The sequence below is a fragment of the Gordonia insulae genome, assembly GCF_003855095.1.
Taxonomy (GTDB): domain Bacteria; phylum Actinomycetota; class Actinomycetes; order Mycobacteriales; family Mycobacteriaceae; genus Gordonia; species Gordonia insulae.
The window spans coordinates 1,167,028-1,186,810 of the sequence record NZ_CP033972.1 but is presented as its reverse complement, the minus strand read 5'-3'; the positions used below and the strand labels follow the sequence as shown (position 1 = coordinate 1,186,810).

General features: G+C 66.2%; 16 protein-coding genes. 8 read left to right on the top strand and 8 right to left on the bottom strand.

The features are described 5' to 3' along the window. Positions 1 to 15: 15 nt before the first annotated feature. From D7316_RS05415 to thiD, 3 genes are all read right to left on the bottom strand, one after another. Entirely contained in the window at positions 16 to 618 is a 603-nt protein-coding gene (locus tag D7316_RS05415) for a DUF4097 family beta strand repeat-containing protein (RefSeq protein WP_232016783.1), read from the bottom strand. A 313-nt stretch (positions 619 to 931) separates the two neighbouring features. Next, complete coding sequence (locus D7316_RS05410) at positions 932 to 1,456, bottom strand: toxin-antitoxin system HicB family antitoxin (RefSeq protein WP_124707369.1); 525 nt, start codon at positions 1,454 to 1,456, stop codon at positions 932 to 934. A gap of 98 nt (positions 1,457 to 1,554) precedes the next feature. Further along, entirely contained in the window at positions 1,555 to 2,352 is a 798-nt protein-coding gene (gene thiD, locus D7316_RS05405; protein ID WP_124707368.1) for a bifunctional hydroxymethylpyrimidine kinase/phosphomethylpyrimidine kinase, read from the bottom strand. A 67-nt stretch (positions 2,353 to 2,419) separates the two neighbouring features. Here thiD and D7316_RS05400 point away from each other — a divergent pair, with 67 nt between their 5' ends. Next, positions 2,420 to 3,757: an NAD(P)H-binding protein gene (locus tag D7316_RS05400; protein ID WP_124707367.1), complete on the top strand. Its 1,338-nt coding sequence runs from the start codon at positions 2,420 to 2,422 to the stop codon at positions 3,755 to 3,757. Positions 3,758 to 3,817: 60 nt separating this feature from the next. Continuing rightward, positions 3,818 to 5,452, top strand: coding sequence for an alkaline phosphatase D family protein (locus tag D7316_RS05395; protein ID WP_124707366.1), 1,635 nt, complete (start codon positions 3,818 to 3,820; stop codon positions 5,450 to 5,452). A gap of 19 nt (positions 5,453 to 5,471) precedes the next feature. Here D7316_RS05395 and D7316_RS27080 read toward each other — a convergent pair whose 3' ends face one another. Beyond that, positions 5,472 to 5,825: an Lsr2 dimerization domain-containing protein gene (locus tag D7316_RS27080; protein WP_164473729.1), complete on the bottom strand. Its 354-nt coding sequence runs from the start codon at positions 5,823 to 5,825 to the stop codon at positions 5,472 to 5,474. A 435-nt stretch (positions 5,826 to 6,260) separates the two neighbouring features. Here D7316_RS27080 and D7316_RS05385 point away from each other — a divergent pair, with 435 nt between their 5' ends. From D7316_RS05385 to D7316_RS05370, 4 genes are all read left to right on the top strand, one after another. Next, positions 6,261 to 6,671, top strand: coding sequence for a YciI family protein (locus tag D7316_RS05385; RefSeq protein WP_124711135.1), 411 nt, complete (start codon positions 6,261 to 6,263; stop codon positions 6,669 to 6,671). Positions 6,672 to 6,696: 25 nt separating this feature from the next. Continuing rightward, on the top strand, positions 6,697 to 7,842 hold the full coding sequence (locus D7316_RS05380) for an RNA polymerase sigma factor (RefSeq protein ID WP_124707364.1): 1,146 nt from the start codon (positions 6,697 to 6,699) through the stop codon (positions 7,840 to 7,842). A gap of 159 nt (positions 7,843 to 8,001) precedes the next feature. Beyond that, complete coding sequence (locus D7316_RS05375) at positions 8,002 to 10,239, top strand: NADP-dependent isocitrate dehydrogenase (protein WP_124707363.1); 2,238 nt, start codon at positions 8,002 to 8,004, stop codon at positions 10,237 to 10,239. A 182-nt stretch (positions 10,240 to 10,421) separates the two neighbouring features. Continuing rightward, a complete protein-coding gene (locus D7316_RS05370) occupies positions 10,422 to 11,312 on the top strand; it encodes a tachylectin-related carbohydrate-binding protein (RefSeq protein ID WP_124707362.1) in 891 nt (296 codons plus the stop codon). Between the two features lie 9 nt (positions 11,313 to 11,321). Here D7316_RS05370 and D7316_RS05365 read toward each other — a convergent pair whose 3' ends face one another. Next, positions 11,322 to 11,816 (bottom strand): M15 family metallopeptidase, encoded by a 495-nt coding sequence (locus tag D7316_RS05365; RefSeq protein WP_124711134.1) that lies wholly within the window; start codon positions 11,814 to 11,816, stop codon positions 11,322 to 11,324. Between the two features lie 126 nt (positions 11,817 to 11,942). On the opposite strand from D7316_RS05365, the gene D7316_RS05360 reads away from it, so the two are divergent. Beyond that, the gene (locus D7316_RS05360) at positions 11,943 to 13,121 is read left to right on the top strand and encodes a DUF2235 domain-containing protein (RefSeq protein ID WP_124707361.1); all 1,179 of its coding nucleotides are present in this window, start codon (positions 11,943 to 11,945) and stop codon (positions 13,119 to 13,121) included. 32 nt (positions 13,122 to 13,153) lie between these two features. Then, positions 13,154 to 13,867 carry a cutinase family protein gene (locus D7316_RS05355; protein WP_124707360.1) on the top strand — a complete coding sequence of 238 codons (714 nt, stop codon included), beginning with the start codon at positions 13,154 to 13,156 and terminating at the stop codon, positions 13,865 to 13,867. Between the two features lie 13 nt (positions 13,868 to 13,880). On the opposite strand, the gene D7316_RS05350 is transcribed toward D7316_RS05355, so the two are convergent. Genes D7316_RS05350 through D7316_RS05340 form a run of 3 tightly spaced genes read right to left on the bottom strand, consistent with a single transcriptional unit; the run spans position 13,881 to position 19,533 of the window. Then, positions 13,881 to 17,225: an ATP-binding protein gene (locus D7316_RS05350; protein ID WP_124707359.1), complete on the bottom strand. Its 3,345-nt coding sequence runs from the start codon at positions 17,223 to 17,225 to the stop codon at positions 13,881 to 13,883. After that, entirely contained in the window at positions 17,222 to 18,007 is a 786-nt protein-coding gene (locus D7316_RS05345) for a DUF4194 domain-containing protein (RefSeq protein ID WP_232016782.1), read from the bottom strand. Before D7316_RS05345 ends, D7316_RS05350 begins: the two co-directional genes overlap by 4 nt. Next, positions 18,004 to 19,533 (bottom strand): DUF3375 domain-containing protein, encoded by a 1,530-nt coding sequence (locus tag D7316_RS05340; protein ID WP_124707358.1) that lies wholly within the window; start codon positions 19,531 to 19,533, stop codon positions 18,004 to 18,006. Before D7316_RS05340 ends, D7316_RS05345 begins: the two co-directional genes overlap by 4 nt. Between the last annotated feature and the right edge of the window lie 250 nt (positions 19,534 to 19,783).

Below are 19,783 nucleotides of genomic sequence, written 5' to 3'. Positions count from 1 at the left end.
GGTTGCCGATGCGGATCAGGAACGGCGGATCGTGATGCCGCCGAACGACGTGTGCGCATGCACCTCGACGGTCTCGTCGGATGCCTCGGGCCGGGGCGTCGGATCCATCAGGTTGCGCACCTGCCCGAACTTGGTGCTCACCTCGAGTAGGGCTGCGGTGCCCGTGGCGATGCCGATCTCGAGATCTCCCATCCCGGTCGCCAGTTCGACCGATCCCCGGACGATCTCGCCGAGACGGATGCTCCCGTTGGAGGTTTTCGCCTCCACGTTCGCTGAGGTGCGGTCGATCGCGATGGCGCCGTTCGCCGACCGCACCCGGATGTCGCCGGTGACCGTGTCGATCATGGTGTCGCCGTTGGAGTTCTTGACGACTGCGGAGCCGTCGACCTCGCCGATGCGGATGTTGCCTGAGCCGGTGTGGAATTCGGCGTTCCCGCCGACCTCCTCCGCGGCGATGTCGCCGAAGGACGTGTCCACCCGCAGCGGGCCGGTCCGATCGACGCCGACGTTCCCGGCGGATGTCGAGAACCGGCAATCCCCCAGCCGGCCCGTGGTGGTGAAGTTCCCCAACTGGACGGCGGCCGTCACGGACGAGCCGCTGGGCACGGTGATCGTCACGTCGACCGACCGGGTCTTGCGTGAGAAGTCGAAGACGCGTGACCTCGGCCCCCGACGGTGAGCACGCCATTCGTGTGGTCGACACGGATTCGCTGTGCGGCTTGCACATCCGAGTCGTTCGTATCATCGCTCGGCACGATGTCGACCAGCGTGTCGGCGCGTTCGGTAGCGGTGATCGTGACGTTGCCGACGCCGAGCTCCACTGCGACGGAAATCGGTTGGGGTGTGTCGAATTCTGGCATGGGTGTCTCCTCGAGATGGGTTGGTGGAGCGTTCCCGCAGGTTGCGGGATGTAGGTGAAAGGGATTGCCGGCTAGCGAACCCAGCCGTTGAAGCTCTGCTGCGTCAGAGGTCCGCTGCCCGACTGCCGGGGGCGCTGATCGCTGTCGGTCTTCTGCAGCGCCGACGAGGCGGCACGTACCAACCATGCGTTGACCGACCGGCCCTCCTTGGCCGCGGCGTCCTCCACAGCGGCTTTGAGCTGCTCCGGCAGACGCACGTTGATCCGGGAGCTCGGGCCGTCGTCGGCGATCGGTGCGAGGGGGTCGGCGGTCGTCGCCTCCGTGACCGCCGAGGCGTCGGGCGCCGGCTCGGGTGCGGGCGCGGTCACCACGAAGTTCGGATCGCGCCCGCGCAATCGCAACTCCACGGATCCCGGTGCGAGGTCGAGAGTGATCTCGTCCGTAGCCGCGGACAGTGCGTCGAGCAGGGTCATCCGGATCGCGGATTCGAGTGAGCCGCTGAGGCGTTCGACCAACTCCCGGGATTCCTCGCCGCCCGCCTCCGCGAGGGTGGCGAACTCGCGTCCGAGGTTGTTCACGTAGGTGCTCAAGTTCATGATGCCATCATGGCACCACTATGGTGCCACCGCAAGTGTCTTGGCTCAGGTTTGGCTCAAAATGGCATCACGAGGTGCCACGTGCACGTTGATGCTGTTCACCGGCCCGGCCGCGGCCAGACGGCGTCGAACGGTGCATTCGATCCGATGCGCCCGACGATGCCGTCATGCGTGAACTGCTTGGCCGTGCGCACCGCATCGACCACGTCCGCACCCTTCGTGAGTTCGGCCGTCACCGCCGCGGCGAAGACGCATCCTGCGCCGGAGACCCGCTCGTCCCCGATCTTCGGCGTACGCAGCACCGACGTCTCGCGACCGTCGAAGACGACGTCGACCGCATCGTCACCGGCGAGTCCGACACCGCCCTTGACGACGACCACCTGCGGCCCCAGAGCGGCGATCCGGCGGGCGGCGTCGGCGAGGTCGTCCTCGGTCTCGAGGGTGTCCACTCCGGCGAGTGTCGCCGCCTCGAAGAGGTTCGGTGTGACGACCGTGGCCAGCGGCAGGATTTCGTCGCGCAACGCGTTGTCGGTGTCCAGGGCGGCGCCGGGTTCCTGACCCTTGCAGATGAGCACCGGATCCACCACGACATGGCGCCACGGCCGGCTGCGGAGCCGCTCGGCGACGGTGCTGATCGTCTCCGGAGTGCCCAGCATGCCGATCTTGACGACCTCGGGGGCGTGCGCAGTGGTCGCTGCCTCGATCTGGTCGGCGATCACCTGCGCGTCCACCGGGACGAACCGGTGTCCCCAGTCGGCCTTCGGGTCGAACGAGACGATGCAGGTGATGGTGCCGACGCCGTAGACGCCGAGCTGCGCAAATGTCCGAAGGTCCGCTTGGATTCCGGCTCCCCCGGTGGCCTCGGACCCGGCAATCACATACGAGATCGCGTCCACGACTGCGCTCCTGTCTCTCCGACGTCGACACGAGAATACGCCGACGGCCGATCCGTAGGCTTGGGGTGTGAACGACTCACTGCATTGCCTCGTCACCGGTGCGACCGGCTATGTCGGGGGTCGACTCGCGCCGCGGTTGCTCGCGCGCGGGCACCACGTTCGTGCGCTCGCACGGAACCCGTCGAAGCTCGCCGACGCTCCCTGGGTGGCCGACGATCGAGCCGACGTCGTGCGCGGAGATCTGTCCGACCGCGATTCGCTCGACGACGCCTTCGTCGGCATCGATGTGGTGTATCACCTCGTGCATTCGATGAGTACCGACGCCGACTTCGCGGAGGAGGAACGTCGCTCGGCCCGGAACGTCGCGGCGGCGGCGACGTCGGCAGGGGTGTCCCGGATCGTCTACCTGGGTGGCCTGCATCCCGAGGGGACCGATCTGTCCGAACATCTGGCATCTCGAGCCGAGGTCGGTCAGATCTTGATCGACTCACAGATCGAGACGGTCGCCCTGCAGGCCGGCACACTCATCGGATCGGGCTCGGCATCGTTCGAGTTGATCCGCCATCTCACCGAGCGTTTGCCTGCGATGACGACGCCGCGGTGGGTGCACAACAAGATTCAGCCGATCGCCGTCGCCGATGCGCTCTACTACCTGGTGGAGGCGGCGACAGCCGATGTGCCGGAGTCGCGGACCTGGGATATCGGCGGCCCGGACGTGTTGGAGTACGGCGACATGATGCAGGGCTACGCGGAGGTCGCCGGACTACCGCGTCGGCAGATGGTCGTCGTGCCATTCCTCACCCCGACGATCGCGAGCCGCTGGGTACGGTTCGTGACGCCGATCCGCGGCAAGGTCGCGCGCCCGTTGATCGAATCGCTGGAATGCGACGCGGTCTGCCGAGATCACGCCATCGACGACGTGATCTCACCGCCGCCGGGCGGTCTGCTGTCCTATCCGGAAGCGCTGGCCGCGACCATGGATCGCGTCCAGCGTGGCGACAGCACAGTGCCGTGGACGAATGCCGCGGCGGATGTCTCCGCGGCACAACCCCTGCCGACCGATCCGCCGTGGTCCGGCGAGGCTGTCTTTGTGACGGTGACGAGCTCAGAGGTGCACGAGTCGCCCGATGACGCCTGGGACCGCCTCTCCCACCGGCTCGGCCCCGAGTGGACCGTCGTCGACTCGGTGCCGTCCACGCACCTGCGACTCCGCGCCGACAGCGGCCGGCCGGGCAGCGCCTTCGTCGACCACCGCCTCGACGCGCAGACGTCCGGGCCACCGCCCGTCACCCGGATCACGACGACGTCCAGCTTCTTTCCGCGTGGGCTCGGTGGACTGCTCTATTGGCGGCTCGGCACCCCACTCCGTCGACTGGGTGTCCGCCCGGTGGATCCGTTCCGCTGATCGGCCCCCGCACGCGCCCGAGTCCGAGGCCTTGTCGCCTCGCAACACTAGGCTGATCTGATGTCTCTCGTTTTGGGTCCGATCCTGCGCCATGTCGGTGAGACCACCGCAACGGTCTGGATGCAAACCGACAAGAGTGCCGACGTCGAGGTCTTGGGTTGCCACGCCTCCACATTCGAGGTCCGCGGATGCCATTACGCGCTGGTGGTGGTCGACGGCCTCGCCCCGGATTCGACCAACGAATACGAGGTGCACGTCAACGGATCGCGAGCGTGGCCCGAATCCGAATCCCAGCTCCCGCCGAGCGTCATCCGCACTCGAGGGCCCGGGCGCGACGACACGCTGCGGCTGGTATTCGGGTCATGTCGCTACCCGAAGACCGGTGACCCGGCACTCGACGACAAACTCGGCGTGGATGCGCTCGATTGCTACGCCCAGCGCCTGACCGAACTCCCGGTCGACGAGTATCCCGACGCCGTGGTCCTCCTCGGTGATCAGGTCTACGCCGACGAACTGACCCCTGAGGCGCGGAGTCACCTGGCCGGCCGTCGGCGGGGCTCGGCGCGCACCAAACGTCCGCCGGACGAGGTCGTGAGCTTCACCGAGTACGAGGGCCTCTACCGGCACACGTGGGGGGATCCGGAAATCCGCTGGCTCATGTCCACCGTGTCGATCGCGATGATCTTCGACGATCACGACATCCGCGACGATTGGAACACCTCGGCGGCATGGCGTGCGGAGATGGACGGCATTCCGTGGTGGCGGGATCGAATCCGCGCGGGCCTCGGTGCCTACTGGGTCTACCAGCATCTGGGCAATCTCAGCCCGGCCGAGCTCGACGACGATCCGGACTATCGGCGGGTCCGCGCGAATGTCGGTGACTGCTGGCCGCTGCTTGTCGACCTGGCCGACCGGGCGGATGCAGACCAGGATGGCGAGAAGGGGCTGCGATTCAGCTACCGCTGGGACCTCGGGCGGTCACGACTGGTGATGGCGGATTCCCGGAACGGTCGGATTCTCGCGGGTGACGTCCGGAAGATGTTGAGCGACCGGGAATTCGATTGGCTCGAAGCGCAGCTCACCGAAGATCTCGACGAGGTCGACCACCTGCTGGTGGGCTCCTCGCTGCCGTGGCTGCTTCCGCCGGCCCTCGCCGATCTGCAGACCGTCAACGAAGTCGCCGGAAACCGCAGCGGAGTACGCGGACGGTTGGCCGAAAAGGTGCGTCAGACTTTCGATTTCGAGCACTGGCCGGCGTTCATGGAGTCGTTTCGACGGCTGAGTGAGCTGATCATCGGCGTCGCCTCGCGCGGAGGGGTATCGGCGCCCGCAACCATCAGCGTGCTGTCCGGCGACGTCCACCACAGTTACGTCGCACGCGTCGACCATGCCGGAGACGGCGACACCGCAGTTCATCAGCTGGTGTGCTCCCCCGTGCACAATCACGTTCCCGCGTACGTGAAACCGGCGCTGAAGCATGCGTGGTCGCGTCGCGCCGGTCGACTGACGCGAGCGTGGGCGCGACGTGTCGGCTCGCCCGCGTTGCCCTTGTCCTGGCGTCCCGTCGGACATCCGCTGTTCGGCAACACCATCGCCACCCTGGGCACGCGAGGTCGTAGCTCACACGTGGTGTTCGAACAGCCCGACGACGACCGGAAACTGATACAGATGGCCCGGGTCTCCTTGACGGACTGACCCTTTCGGGAGCACCGCGTCAGTGCGCAGCCTCGAACGCGCGCACGATCGAGTTCGGCAATCGACCGTGGGTGGCCACCGAATAGCCGTTGGCGAGAGCCCATTTCCGAACCGAGCGCGTGCTGCGACCCGAGCGGGTTCGCTGATCCGATCGAACGTTCTGGTGTACGTCCGATACGGACTCGGTGCGCGTCAGGTATCTGCCGATGTCCTTCTCGAACTCGGCGAGACTGTCGGCCCGGAGATCGAGTCGGTAGCGCGCCGGGCGGCGCCCGGGCAGAGTGATCTCCACTTCGACGGTGTGCACGTCCGCCACGTCGATGGGTTCGCCGTCGAGATCATCGATGATCTCGACGTGCTGCACTCGTGCCATGGTCGACTCTCCTTGCTCTGCTGCTTCAGCGGCGAGCCGTCCGCACGTTCGCCCCGCGCGTGCGCGCCACGGGTGCGCCGCCACTGACGAGGTCGGTCGTGCCGGTTCCGGCATGCCTGCAGAACCCCCCCGGCAGGCCGGCCCCCACAGCCCGATATGCATCACAATGCATTCAGTATTTGTGATTGTCAATTTGACCCACCCGCTGCCGAGCCGAAGTGCTCCCCTGGCCGCAAAGAGAGGCCCAAGGTCACGAGTCGAGTGGGCATTTGGTCCTGCGTGCCAGGTCCGCGTCGACTCGTCTGAATCCCGATCCTCAGGCGGCATCCTGTCGCGATATCCCGCGATTTACCGCGACGATGTCGAGATCGCCCCGACGGCCGCGTCCCAGGGGTAGATGTGGCCACACCGGCCGCACGAAACGGAGGCGAAGCAATCATGAGATACCTGCTCCTGAAGCACTACCGAGGAGGTCCGGACCCGGTGACCGACACCCCGATGGATCAATGGACCCCGCAGGAGGTCCAGGACCACTTTCAGTTCATGTCCGATTTCGCGGCCAAGCTCGTCGCCTCGGGAGAGTTCGTCGACAGTCAGGCGCTCGCTGCGCAGGGCACGTTCGTCCGATACGACGGTGAGGGCAGACCGCCGGTCACCGACGGACCCTTCGCAGAGACCAAGGACCTGATCGCCGGGTGGATGGCGATCGACGTCGACTCCTATGAACGGGCACTCGAGCTCGCCGCAGAACTGTCGGCGGCTCCCGGTGCAGGCGGAGAGCCGATTCACGAATGGTTGGAGGTGCGGCCGTTCCTGACCGCACCGCCGCCGACGGTCACCGAGTGACCGGACCGGCCGACCGGACCAGGTAATGGACGAGCTGCTGCTCAGGGAGCTGACTCCTGCGGTCATCGGCGTTCTCGTGCATCGCGGGATCGACTTCGCGACTGCCGAGGACGCCGTCCAGGATGCACTCCTACAGGCCACGGTGATCTGGCCCGACCGCCCGCCCGCCGACGCCAAGGCGTGGTTGGTGACGGTGGCGTGGCGCAAGTTCCTGGACGCTCACCGCTCCGAGGTCGCGCGGCGGGACAGGGAGCGGCGCCTCGACGCCGAGCCGCCACCCGGGGTCACCGAGTACTCCGACGACACACTCCAGCTCTTCTTCCTCTGCGCCCATCCCTCGTTGACCGCGACGTCGGCGGTTGCCCTCACGCTGCGGGCGGTCGGCGGCCTGACGACCCGGCAGATCGCCGACGCCTATCTGGTCCCGGAGGCCACGATGGCCCAGCGCATCAGCCGGGCAAAGCGCACGGTCGGCGGCGTGCGGTTCGACGAGCCCGGCGACCCGGCGACCGTTCGACGCGTCCTGTATCTCGTGTTCAACGAGGGCTACACCGGCGACATCGACCTGGCCGCCGAGGCGATCCGGCTGACCCGGCAGCTGGCGTCGCGGACGGATGACGAGGAGACCTCGGGTCTGCTGGCTCTCATGCTGCTGCACCATGCCCGCCGGCCCGCCCGGATCGGATCCGACGGCACGTTGATCCCGCTGGCCGCGCAGGATCGTTCGCGCTGGGACACTTCCCTCATCGTCGAGGGCGTGAAGATCCTGCAGGCCGCGCTGGCTCGTGATCGGCTCGGTGAGTTCCAGGCGCAGGCCGCGATCGCCGCCTTGCATGCCGACGCCCCTCAGGCTGCGGAAACCGACTGGCTGCAGATCGTCGGCTGGTACGACGAGCTGCTCCGGATCACCGACAGTCCCGTGGTGCAACTCAACCGGGCCGTCGCGGTGGGCGAGGCCGATGGTGCGGCCGCAGGTCTCGCGGCGTTGTCGGGCGTCCCCGCCGGTGTTCCACGACGTACGGCCGCCGCGGCCTACCTGCACGAGAAGGCGGGCGACCGTGGGGAGGCGGCCCGGTTGTACGCCGACGCCGCCGTCGAGGCGACGAACGTGGCCGAGCGTGATCACCTCACACGACAGGCGGCGCGGATCGGCCACGAACGGCGGTCCTGACCCGGCGCCGACAGCTCGCGGGACGCCTGGTTACCGGCCAGTGTTACCGGCGAGTAGGACCCATCGTCCGGCATGAACAGAGGCCCGACGTAATACTGGTAGTCGGCGAGAATCTCGAACCGAACATGTTACGAGACCAATCGAAGACAAAGGCGGGTCATGAACGCGAAGCAGCCGACCATCATCTACACCCTGACCGACGAGGCGCCCATGCTCGCCACGCAGGCCTTCCTACCGGTCATACGTGCTTTTGCGGATGCTGCCGACATCAACGTCGAGACCAGTGACATCTCCGTCGCCGCGCGCATCCTCGCCGAGTTCTCCGACCACCTGACCGAGGAGCAGCGTGTGCCGGACAACCTCGCGGAGCTGGGCCGGCTGACGCAGGATCCCGACACCAACATCATCAAGCTGCCGAACATCAGCGCCTCCGTGCCGCAATTGCTGGCGGCCATCAAGGAGCTCCAGGGCAAGGGCTACGCGATCCCGGACTTCCCCGGGAGCCCCAAGACCGACGAGGAGAAGGAGATCCGGGATCGGTACACCAAGTGCCTCGGCAGTGCGGTGAATCCGGTTCTGCGTGAGGGCAACTCCGATCGTCGCGCCCCCAAGGCCGTCAAGGCCTACGCGCGCAAACACCCGCACAGCATGGGCACGTGGTCGATGGCTTCGCGCACGCACGTCGCCCACATGACAGAGGGCGACTTCTATCACGGTGAGAAGTCGATGACGGTCGACGGCGACCGCGAGGTCAAGATGGAACTGGTCGGTGCGAGCGGCGAGACACGCGTCCTCAAGCCGAAGGTCTCGCTGACCGACGGCGACGTCATCGACAGCATGTTCATGAGCAAGAAGGCGCTCGTCGAGTTCTACGAAGAGCAGATCGAAGACGCGTACAAGACCGGCGTCATGTTCTCCCTGCACGTCAAGGCGACCATGATGCGGGTATCGCATCCGATCGTCTTCGGTCACGCCGTGAAGGTCTTCTACAAGGATGCCTTCGCCAAGCATGGCGAGTTGTTCGACGAACTCGGCGTGAATGTCAACAACGGACTGTCCGACCTCTACAGCAAGATCGAGTCGCTGCCGAGCGCGCAGCGCGAGGAGATCGTCGACGACCTCCACAAGTGCCACGAGCACCGGCCCGAGCTGGCCATGGTGGACTCCGCACGCGGTATCTCGAACTTCCACTCCCCCAGCGACGTCATCGTCGACGCGTCGATGCCCGCGATGATCCGCGCGGGCGGCAAGATGTACGGCGCGGACGGTCGGCTCAAGGACACCAAGGCAGTCAATCCCGAGTCGACGTTCTCCCGCATCTATCAGGAGATGATCAACTTCTGTAAGACCAACGGGGCGTTCGATCCGACCACGATGGGAACCGTGCCCAACGTCGGACTCATGGCGCAGAAGGCCGAGGAGTACGGCTCGCACGACAAGACCTTCGAGGTTCCCGAGGGCGGGGTCGCCAACATCGTCGACCTGGCGACGGGTGAGGTGCTGCTCAGCCAGGACGTCGAGGAGGGCGACATCTGGCGCTTGTGCATCGTGAAGGATGCGCCGATCCAGGACTGGGTCAAGCTGGCGGTCACGCGTTCCCGCGATTCGGGGATGCCCGTGGTGTTCTGGCTCGACCCCTACCGCCCGCACGAGAACGAGTTGATCGCCAAGGTGCACAAGTACCTGAAGGATCACGACACCGACGGCCTCGACATCCAGATCATGTCGCAGGTCCGGGCGATCCGGTACACGATGGAACGGCTCATCCGCGGCATGGACACCATCTCGGCGACCGGCAACATCCTCCGTGATTACCTCACCGACCTCTTCCCCATCCTCGAACTCGGCACCAGTGCCAAGATGCTGTCCATCGTGCCGCTGATGGCCGGTGGTGGTCTGTACGAGACCGGCGCGGGTGGGTCGGCGCCGAAGCACGTCAAGCAGCTCATCGAGGAGAATCACCTGCGATGGGATTCGCTCGGTGAGTTCCTCGCCCTGGCCGTCAGTCTCGAGGAACTCGGCAAGAAGACCGGTGACCAGCGGTCGGTGATCCTGGCCAAGACCCTCGACGCGGCCACCGGCAAGCTGTTGGAGAACGACAAGGGGCCGTCGCGCAGCACCGGCGAGCTCGACAACCGGGGCAGCCAGTTCTATCTGGCGATGTACTGGGCGCAGGAGTTGGCGGCACAGTCCGACGACGACGAGCTGAAGAAGCGCTTCGCGGCGCTGGCCGAGACCCTGGCCGAGAACGAAGCTGCCATCGTGCAGGAGTTGAACGACGCGCAGGGTGACGCGGTGGACATCGGCGGGTACTACTTCCCGGATCCGGAACTGACCGCGGCCGTCATGCGGCCCAGCAAGACCTTCAACGAGGCGCTGGAGTCCGCGCGGGGCTGATCGGCGACCTACGTCATCGGGGCGGTTGGCTCAGGCCAACCGCCCCGTTCTGCTCAACTGCGCAGGCTACTCATCGGAGGCGACGGTCGAGCGAGCGAGACAGGTAGACGGCTACGCTCCTGTGCGCGGCCAGGGCGGCGCACGCTGAGAACGTCAACAGATCTCTGACCGAGGAGTGCATCATGACGTTCACACATTTGACCTGCGGAGGTGCCGGAACCGTACCCGTCGACAGCGGGCTGCCCCGCGTGGGCGAGCTGTTCGGTGTCGCCGCCAACGGCGACCTGCACTGGTATCGCTATAACGGTTCCGGACTCAACGGCCAGAGCAGCGCCGACTGGGCGCCCAACTCGCGGAACGTGATCGGCAACGGCTGGGCCGGGTTCAAGTACCTACGTGGTGGCGGCGACGGCATCCTGTTCGCGGTCGAACAGAACGGCGATCTCCGCTGGTATCAGTACGATGCCGGCGATGGCGTCCAGGATCCGGCGGGTTCGCGCGGATGGGATGCGAACTCACGCAACGTGATCGGCAACGGATGGCACGGATTCGTGGATCTCGTGTGCACACCGCGGGCCGGGCGGATCGCGAACGACCCCGCCAGCACCCTCTATGGCGTCGAGCGGAACGGTGACCTCCGCTGGTATCGCTACGTCGGCGACGGCAAAGAGGACCGGTCGGGCAACACCGGCTGGGCGGCCAACTCCGGGAACACCATCGGGAACGGTTGGCAGAACTTCGCGATCCTGACCGCGGCCTCGGGTGCGCTGTTCGGCGTCGAACGGAACGGCGACCTGCGATGGTACTCGTACCACGGGGACGGTACCCACGATCCCAGTGGCGGAACGGGCTGGCATCCCAACTCCCGCAACATCATCGGACGAGGGTGGACGCGATTCACGCGGATCGTCGGCGGGCCTGACGACCATGGTGGTTTCGGCGTGGCCCTGTACGCGGTGGAACCGAACGGAGACCTCTACTGGTACAAGTACCTCGGCAACGGTGAACACGACCCCACCGGTGCAACCGGCTGGCACCCGAGGTCGGGGACGCAGATCGGGCGCGGCTGGTGACAGGCCGGGTCAGCGGCGTAGCGGACTGATCGAGCGATCGACACGCGCCGCGGCATCGGGCCACATCGGCGGGCACGGCTGCCCAGGGATGGTGGCGACCTCGAAATGCCACCACTCGTTGGCGAAGGTGCGGCACAGTCCCCAGCGGAAACCTGTCCTGCGGAGCCACATGGCTCCGGTATGCGGGCCGACGTCGATGGCGTGGCCGCTCACATGGGTGGATTGACCGGGCGGCAGCACCCAGCGCCGCGCCGCGGCCGGCGAGCCGTGTGTCCGGATCGCATCACGCCACAGTTGCTCCTGCTCGCCTGACGACCGCTTGCCGGACGTGATCCACAACGAGACACCTTCGCTCCGTGCCGTTCTCGATGCCTGCGTGTACGCGGTGGCGAGAACGGGGTCGAGGCCCGCGGTGCCTGTCGCGGCGTTTGCATCGGGCACCGTTGCGGGCGGGAGTAGTGCGAATGCGCAGGTGGCCGCAGCAGCGATTGCCACGCGCAGCAGCGAAGTCGAGTGGTCGAGGGGCACCTGGGTAGTAAACCCCGGAACGACTGCGTAACGCAGTACGCGTGCCTGATCTGCCCGGTGTTGCGAAGGTCAGAACACACCGACGAGTCGGAGGAGATTCCCATGAAGCGCCTGATCATCTGTTGTGACGGAACATGGAAGACCGCGCAGGACCCGCACATCTCGAACATCGAGAAGATCGCGCGGGCGATCAGGACCCGGGCAGGCGACGGCACGATGCAGCTGGTGCACTATTGCAACGGTGTGGGAACCGGCGCCACCTGGTTCGACCGCGTGATCGGCGGCGCGTTCGGTCGCGGACTGGATCTGACCCTGATCGATGCCTACCGGTTTCTCGCATTGAACTACGAACCGGGCGACGAGATCTTCGTCTTCGGCTTCAGTCGTGGTGCGTATACCGCCCGCTCCCTGACCGATATGGTGGGCACCGTCGGGCTGCTCACGGCCGACGCGTTGGCCTGCTCGCGGGGTCGGGTGAACCTCCTGGACGCGGCACTGACGACATATCGCGACTACCGCAGGACCAACGCATCGAACCCCGGGTCGGCGGCCCGCGACGCCTTGTCCGAGTTCCGCAGACACACCTACGGATCCGCGCGCGCGGACACACGGCCACGGATCAAGTTCATCGGCGTGTTCGACACCGTCGGTGCCTTGGGTGTGCCCGGTGTGACGCGGCAGAACTACGGGTTCCTCAACGTCGAGTTGAGCGACTCGGTGGACGTCGCGCGGCAGGCGCTGGCCATCGACGAGAGACGACTCACGTTCGATCCCTGCGTGTGGACCACAGATGGCGAGGGCCCGACCGACGTGCGTCAGGTCTGGTTCGAGGGCGTGCACTCGGACATCGGCGGCGGTCTCGAGCGCGGCGAGCCATCGACGTTGTCGCTGACCTGGATGGTGTCCGAGGCGTCGCAGCATGGACTGGAGATCGAACGCGCACGTATGCCCGAGGTCCTGACCGCCAGGCCCGATGTCCTCGGCGAGGAGTATCTGCCGAACAACTCCATGAGCTGGGCGTACCAGGTAGTCAACCTGATGAAGCTCATCGTCGATCCGTTCCGTGTGGATTCCCGGGTGGCGAAGCGACACAAGCGTCAGGTGCGCGTGCTGGAGGTCACCGATGACGCGGCCAGTCCGATGTTCATCGCCGAGCCGGCCTACCGTCGCTGGGCCGAACTCTCTGAACGGAACAAACGCGCGAAGAACATCTCGTGGTGGGTCGATCAGCTCGGTCCGGAGGAGTTGGAGAAGCGCGTGGTCAAGATCCCGACGCTCTGAACATCGGGCGGCCGGTCCCGTAGATTCAGGACATGATCACACGCACGCTCCTGATTCTCCTCGGCGTCGCGATGGTCGTCGCCGCAACCCTGACGACGGTCCAGGCACCGAAGGCGGCAGCCCAGGGATGCCCGGACGTGGAGGTGATCTTCGCGCGTGGAACGGTCGAGCCTGCGCCACCGATGGGCCTCACCGGATTGGCGTTCGTCGAAGCGCTGCGTTCTCAGCTCCCCGGTAGATCCGTCGCCGCCCATGCGGTGAACTATCCCGCTAGCGGCGACTTCTCGAATCGTCTCGCGTTTGCGCAGACCGTCGTGAACGGTGTCGATGACGCGCAGGCTCGCGTCAAGTATCTCGCCGCGACCTGCAAGCGCACCGATATCGTGCTCGGCGGTTACTCGCAAGGAGCGGTGGTCGCCGGGTACGCGGCGAATGCCGGGATCGCCCTGCCCCCGCAGTACGCGCGCTACACCAAGCAGATCCCGCCGCCGCTCCCCGCGGCAGCAGCGTCTCAGGTCGCGGCCATCGTGATGTTCGGACCGCCGTCGGATCGGTTCCTCCGTGACGTCGGCGCACCCCCGATCAGGATCGAACCGGGGCTCGCGGCCCGCACGAAGCGCTACTGCATCCCCGGCGACACGATCTGCAACGGAGCGCCGGTCGGCCAGCCGAACGCCCTGCACGTGCTGTACACCGTGAACGGCATGACCCTCGACGCCGCGCGCTACGTGGTCGGTCGACTGTAGGCCCGGCAGGCCGTCACACCGGTAGCTGTCCGGCGCTGGAGCGACGCAGATCGGAGAACTGCTGGATCGACGTCGACATCGCAGTGGCGAGCGGGCGGGCGTCGGCGCCCTCCGTCTTCGACACCATGATCACGTTGTCGATGTAGGGCTGGATGGTGCTGGTGTTCTGCACCGTGGCGACGATCACCAGCTGGAATCCGAACTTCCGGAACGCCGACAACGCTTGCTGGGCGAACTGCGGATCCGACTTCGAGAAGGCCTCGTCGAGCATGAGCTGGGCGAAGATCGGCCGGTTGTCGTCACCGTGTGGGCTGGCGAGGTTGAAGCTGAGTGCACCGGCCAGGCAGAAGGCCATCAGCTTCTCCTGCTCGCCACCGGAGTTGTCACCTGCATTGCTGTAGGTGCGGATGGTCTCGCCGGTGACGGCGTCGTGTTCCTCGCAGTAGAAATCGAAGCGGTTGCGCACATCGAGCGCGTCGCGAGTCCACTGCCGATCCTCGGGCGTCGCACCCGCCAGACGCTCACGCAGGAGCAGGATGTCGGCGTACTGCTCGAGAATCGCCTCTTCGTCGCCGAAGCTGACGGCCATGGTGCGTTGGGAGATCAGCCGGGCCTTCTCCGTGAGATCGGCGACGGCGCTGAGGTTCTTGCGTCCGGGACGCAGCCGGAGGCGGGTGCCCCGGTTGAACGCCACGGCGCCCAGACCGGTGTTGACCCGCTCGATCTGTTCGACGATCCGACGTTCCTCGGCGTCGGCGGCCATGTGCAGGTTCAGGATCGCGCCCGGCGCCTGCTCGGTGATCAGGCGCCGCATCCGTTCATAGGCGGCGGGCAGCTCGCGCTCGTCGATCCGCCGACTGAGTGCGACGTAGTCGTGCAGTCGCTCGTCGAAGTCGTCGCTGTCATTGGGTATCGCGTCCGGGAACTCCTCGTCGTAGCTGTCGAGGATGCGGGCGAGTTCGTCGCGGGAACGGCGTGCGTCCGAACGCATCCGATCGCGGTCCTTGATCACCGCCTTCATCAACTCTTGCCGGAAGGGTTCAGGAGTGAGGACGTCCAGGGTGGCGGCCGTGTCTTCACGGAATCCGTCCAGGGTGTTCTCCGCCTGCGTTGCAACGGGTTCCACCTTCAACCGGTCGATGAGGTCGAGAAGCTGGGTGCGTCGCTGATCATGGGTGGCGATCTTGTCGCGGACCAGGGCCGCCTGCGAGATCGCGGCCCGGACCTGCTCCCAGATCTCCTCGGCCTTACGTTGCAGGGCCTCGACGTCGGGGTGCTCTTCCATCAGCAGCTCGTACTGATCGGTGAGCTGATCCACCCGGTCGTCGGCGGCGTCGACGTCGATCTCGCTCCACTGGGTGAACTGTTCGCACACACGGCGATAGGCGTCGCGGCGATGTTGCTTCGCGGTCCGGTCCCGATCGAGTTCGGAGCTGGCCTCCCTCGCGGCGTCGAATGCGCGCTGCTCGGCATCGAGCTCGTCCTGCAGCGCGGCGATCTTGGATTCGACGTTCCCGACGAAGATGTACTGCGACGGCCGCAGGGGCTGGCGATCGTCCTTGACCGCCAGTTTCGCCGAATCCTTGCGCAGGCCTTGATCGGTGACCGCCTTGGTATGAGCAACGAAATCGGCCGGCGAGTCGACGCAGACGTAGTTGCCCAGCTTGGTCAGGATCGACAACGCCTCGCCCGAACACGGATGGGCGGGGTCGACAGCGCGCAGCGTGGCTCCCAACGTTCCCGGTTCGGCGATGGGCGCGGATCGATTCTCGGCGTGATGCAACTGAATGCGGCCGCGCATGTCGTGGCTGTTGACGAATCGCAGAGCCGCCCGGAAATGCTTGTCGGGAACGAGGAGTCGCAGCCCCGCATTGCGCAGCACCTTCTCCACGGCCAGACGCCAACGTTCCTGACCGGCATCGAGTTCGACGAGTTCGGCGACGTAACGAAGTTCCGATTCGTCGACCTGCAGGGCGTTCGCGAGTGCGCGTCGCATTTCGTGCTCGGTGCGTGGCAAGGCCGATCCGGCCTGCTCGACCCGATTCAACTCGTCCTGCGCGGCATCACGTTGCGCGCGTGCGGCGACCTCGCCCGCCAGGCACTCCGCGAAATGCGCCTTGCCCGCATCGAGCTGCCCGTCGATCCGGGTGGCATCCTCCATCAGGGTCTCGCGCAGTGTCCAGAATTCCTCGGCGTCGTCGGGCAGCGAGAAGCCCAGCGATGAGATCTTGTCCTCATAGGTGGCCCGTCGAGTCGACGCCTCGGTGCCCACCTTCTGTGCGGTGGCGAGTTGCTCTTGTAACGGGGCCAGATCGCCGGTGGAGGTGGCGATCCGTGACAGCAGATGACTGTGATCCTGTCGCAACTGGTCGTGTTGGGCGGTGAGGGCACCGAGATCGGCGTCCAGCCGAGCGATCTGGTCGTCGAGGTCCGCGATCTCCGGTCCGGCGTTGTGCCGCCGCAGGTTGTTGAGGTACGAGCGCACCGTTGCGGTGTCGATGGTGTCGAGAACGGTGAAGGTCGCGGCCTCCGTCGCGTAGCGCTCCTGCAGCGTTTCGATGTTGCCGAGGATCGTCCGTTTGCGGCGGGCGACGTCGAGCAGTTCGCGGGCCTCGACGAGCGGGTCGATCTGTTCCAGGGCGTCCTTGATTCCGACGACGCTGGTCGGTTCGTCGAGCATGAACTCCCGGACGAACTGGGCCAGACCACCGACACTCTTGAGCGACTTCGCTTTTCCGAGTAACTGCTGGGCCGCCTCCGAGCTTCGGATGCCGATCAGGGAGTACAGCGTGGCCAGGTACTTGCCCTCGCCCGGTCCCCCACGCCAGCCCTGTTCGCGGAACCTGGCCGAGTTGTAGTTGTTCCTGGCCCAGTCGTTGCACACGTCGACGATGTCGACGTCGCCGTCGCTGATGAAGTAGGAGCTGTGCGCGTCGGTCATCTTGCCGGCGGCCAGCCATTTGAGTACCAGACCGGTGATGGCGGTGCCCGAACTCGATGTGTAGGTCACGGCGATGGCTGCCCAGGCGGGTCCGGTGCCGCGCAGGTACATGATCTCGCGGTGGGCGTTGGTGCCGTCGCGGCGCTCCCCCCACGCTCCGCGTACATATTTCCCGACGGTGCGCTTTCCGCTCGACGACCCGGCGGCCGTGGCGTCGCCGGATGCGTTGAAGTTGCGGCGGTGGTCCGGTAGGAACGCCAGCGAAATGGCGTCCAGCAATGAGGATTTGCCGCTGCCGGATGATCCGGTGATCAGTGATCCGCTGGTGCTGAACGGAATCGAGTGATATCCGTCGAACACTCCCCAGTTGATCAGCTGCAACCGCGACAGGTGGTACTGGTCGACCTGTCCACTCACCACTCGTCTCCTTCGTCGTCGTCACTGTCATCCGGATCGTCGTCGTCGGACGCGGTCGTGCTCGCGACCGTCTCGTCGTCGCCGGTCTCGCCGGACCCGATGAACTGGTCGAACTGACGCTGCAGGTCGGTGATCACCGATGCCGTCATCACCGCCGAGATGACCGGGCTGACGGTGAAGGTGTCGGCATCGTCGCGATGCTTGCGCAGGAACTCCAGTTCCTCGAGTTTGTCGATCGCCCGCTCGATCCGCTTGTCGAACTGTGCGAGGTCGCGGTCGATGGTGTTGGTGACACCGGCGAACAATTCGTGGATCTCCTCCCGAGTGATCAGAACGTGCTCGTCGCGGGCAGCGCGGAGGTACTTGGCGAGGTGCAGGGCGAGGATCGCATCGTAGGTCTGGATCGTCTCACGCTTGAGAATTCTTCTGCCCCAACGTGAGTCATAACCGGCCTGTTCGACGAAGGCGACCTCCAACTCGTCGACGATGCGCAGTCGCAGATCGAGTTCGGACAGGCGGCTGCGCAGCACCTCCTGATACTCGGCGACCCACGCCCACAACTGAGGTGTGCGCTCGCCGCTGATGTAGCGCCGGGTCAGCAGATTCTGTAGCGCCCAGCACGCGCGGTCGGGCAGCGCGCTGACGTCGCCGTCGAAACGCGGAACCCGCGGGCCGTCGTCGGTGCCGGCTTTCTGCACGGCCGGTAGGTCGTCGAATCCGGCGAACTCGTCGGGGGTTGTCCCGGTGTCGAGATGTTCCGGGACATCGAGGTTGTTGGTCACAGGGTGTCGACCTCCGCAGTGGGGATGGGCTCGGTGAATGTCAGCGCGGGCACCTCGATGGCGCGGTCCTCCCCGGCGAGGGATCGAAAGCGGACGAAGATCGCGGCATCGTCGGCGCCGGGAACGGAGTGAGCGGGCCGGATCTGCTCGGCGCCGGGAACGGAGTGAGCGGGCCGGATACCTTCGGCGCCGGGCTGTTTCAGCGCCCAGGACCACAGCACGATCACGTGTGCGAGGTACGGTTCGTCGAGTCGGGTGATCATGTCCGACAACGTGATCGGTCCGGAGTCGACGGCAGAGTTCACCGCTTCGGTGAGTTGGACGGTGTCGACCTGGCCGGCGAGGGAGGCGAAGGACGCCAGATCCGCACCGCCGCCTGCGGGCAGCGCCGCCGCGGGCGGAGCGGGATCGTTGATCTCGAAGGCGATCCGGCCGACCGATGTGATCGCTGGTGTGGCCAACGGCAGTTCATAGCCGAGTCGCCGGTCGACGAGTGAGGTCTTGAGCAGGTCGTTGGCGGTCGCCAGCGCATCGTTGAGTTGGCGTGCGACCCCACGACTCTGCTCGAGCGTTCCGGCTGCGACGAATCTCCGGATGCGCCGCGCGCACCGCTGTCGGGTCCGCCCGACCTCGCTCATCTGTTGGGTGACGAGGCCGAAGAAGTTGTCCATCACTGCGCGGAGTCCGCTGTCGATACCGGGGAGTCGGAGGCTGAGCGTCTCGATGTCGGCGATCAGACGTTCACGCCGAAGTGGATCCTGGATCATCCGCGTGAATGCGTGGTAGGACGCGCTCTGCGAGGATTCCAGCAGCGCCTCGTAGTCGTCGAACATCTGCCGCTGCCGATCGCGGTAGGCGAGGTCGGAGTCATGGGGGTCGTCGAGCAGAGCCGTGGTGATCCGGTCCAGCATGCTCCCGTACTGGCCGATGTCGGAGATGACCTGCTCCATCTGATAGGCGATGGCCCGGGCCTCGTCCTCGGCGCCGCGCAGATCCGGTTCCGGCCGGCGGCCCGCCTCGAGGTCGGTGAGGGCGGTGTCGAGTTCGGCGATCTGGTGCTCGATCTCCTCACGGATCTGATGCGGGTCGTCGGTCACCTGCCCGGCGACCCGACGGAGTCCGGCCGCGATCCCGTTGATCGACCCTCCGGTGGCGATGCTGTCCTCGCGCCGCAGGCGCCGGACGTAGTCCACGACCGAGCGCGCCTCGGATGTCAGGTAGCAGAGATTCGGCGCGGCAGGCTGCGTCGTGTCGGTGACGCGATGCAACCAGCCCTGTTTGGCCCACAGCTTGATGAGCTCGAGACCGCTCGGTACGTCGGGGATGTCGAGCTCGGCGAGGTCGCGTTCCACTCGCACGGCCAGCTCTGTCTCGGAGAGTCTGGCACCGAAGTCGAGGTGGTGCTCCATCAACGTCACATACAGCGCGGAGTTGGTCGCTGCGAACAGCCGGACGGCCGCCGACTTCTGTATCGCTCGATTGGCGTCCAACGCCTGCGCCAGCGTCGGCGTCTCAGCACTCTCCATCGCCGCCTCACGGGGTTTCACAGGGACAACAGGACCCGAGGTAGTCTGCCACGTCCGGCTCGCCGCGACCGTGGCCGCATCCCGCCCTGTGTACAAGGTGCGGTGTCGGCGCTGGTCAGTGGCGTCTCGCCCGCTCGGTGGCGACGTGGCCGAGTCGGCCGACATCGTGACCTGTTCGTGACGGCATGTTGCAGGGGTGTCGCGAGCGCGGTTCTCGCGGGGATCACCCGTTCCCGGTGGGGATAGCGTC

Excerpts from the sequence above, each read along its gene's own strand:
- D7316_RS05375 (WP_124707363.1), top strand. The coding sequence starts at position 8,002 with ATGAACGCGAAGCAGCCGACCATCATCTACACCCTGACCGACGAGGCG.
- D7316_RS05395 (WP_124707366.1), top strand. The coding sequence starts at position 3,818 with ATGTCTCTCGTTTTGGGTCCGATCCTGCGCCATGTCGGTGAGACCACC.
- D7316_RS05410 (WP_124707369.1), bottom strand. The coding sequence starts at position 1,456 with ATGAACTTGAGCACCTACGTGAACAACCTCGGACGCGAGTTCGCCACC.
- D7316_RS05355 (WP_124707360.1), top strand. The coding sequence starts at position 13,154 with ATGATCACACGCACGCTCCTGATTCTCCTCGGCGTCGCGATGGTCGTC.
- D7316_RS05370 (WP_124707362.1), top strand. The coding sequence starts at position 10,422 with ATGACGTTCACACATTTGACCTGCGGAGGTGCCGGAACCGTACCCGTC.
- D7316_RS05340 (WP_124707358.1), bottom strand. The coding sequence starts at position 19,533 with ATGGAGAGTGCTGAGACGCCGACGCTGGCGCAGGCGTTGGACGCCAAT.
- D7316_RS27080 (WP_164473729.1), bottom strand. The coding sequence starts at position 5,825 with ATGGCACGAGTGCAGCACGTCGAGATCATCGATGATCTCGACGGCGAA.
- D7316_RS05380 (WP_124707364.1), top strand. The coding sequence starts at position 6,697 with ATGGACGAGCTGCTGCTCAGGGAGCTGACTCCTGCGGTCATCGGCGTT.
- D7316_RS05360 (WP_124707361.1), top strand. The coding sequence starts at position 11,943 with ATGAAGCGCCTGATCATCTGTTGTGACGGAACATGGAAGACCGCGCAG.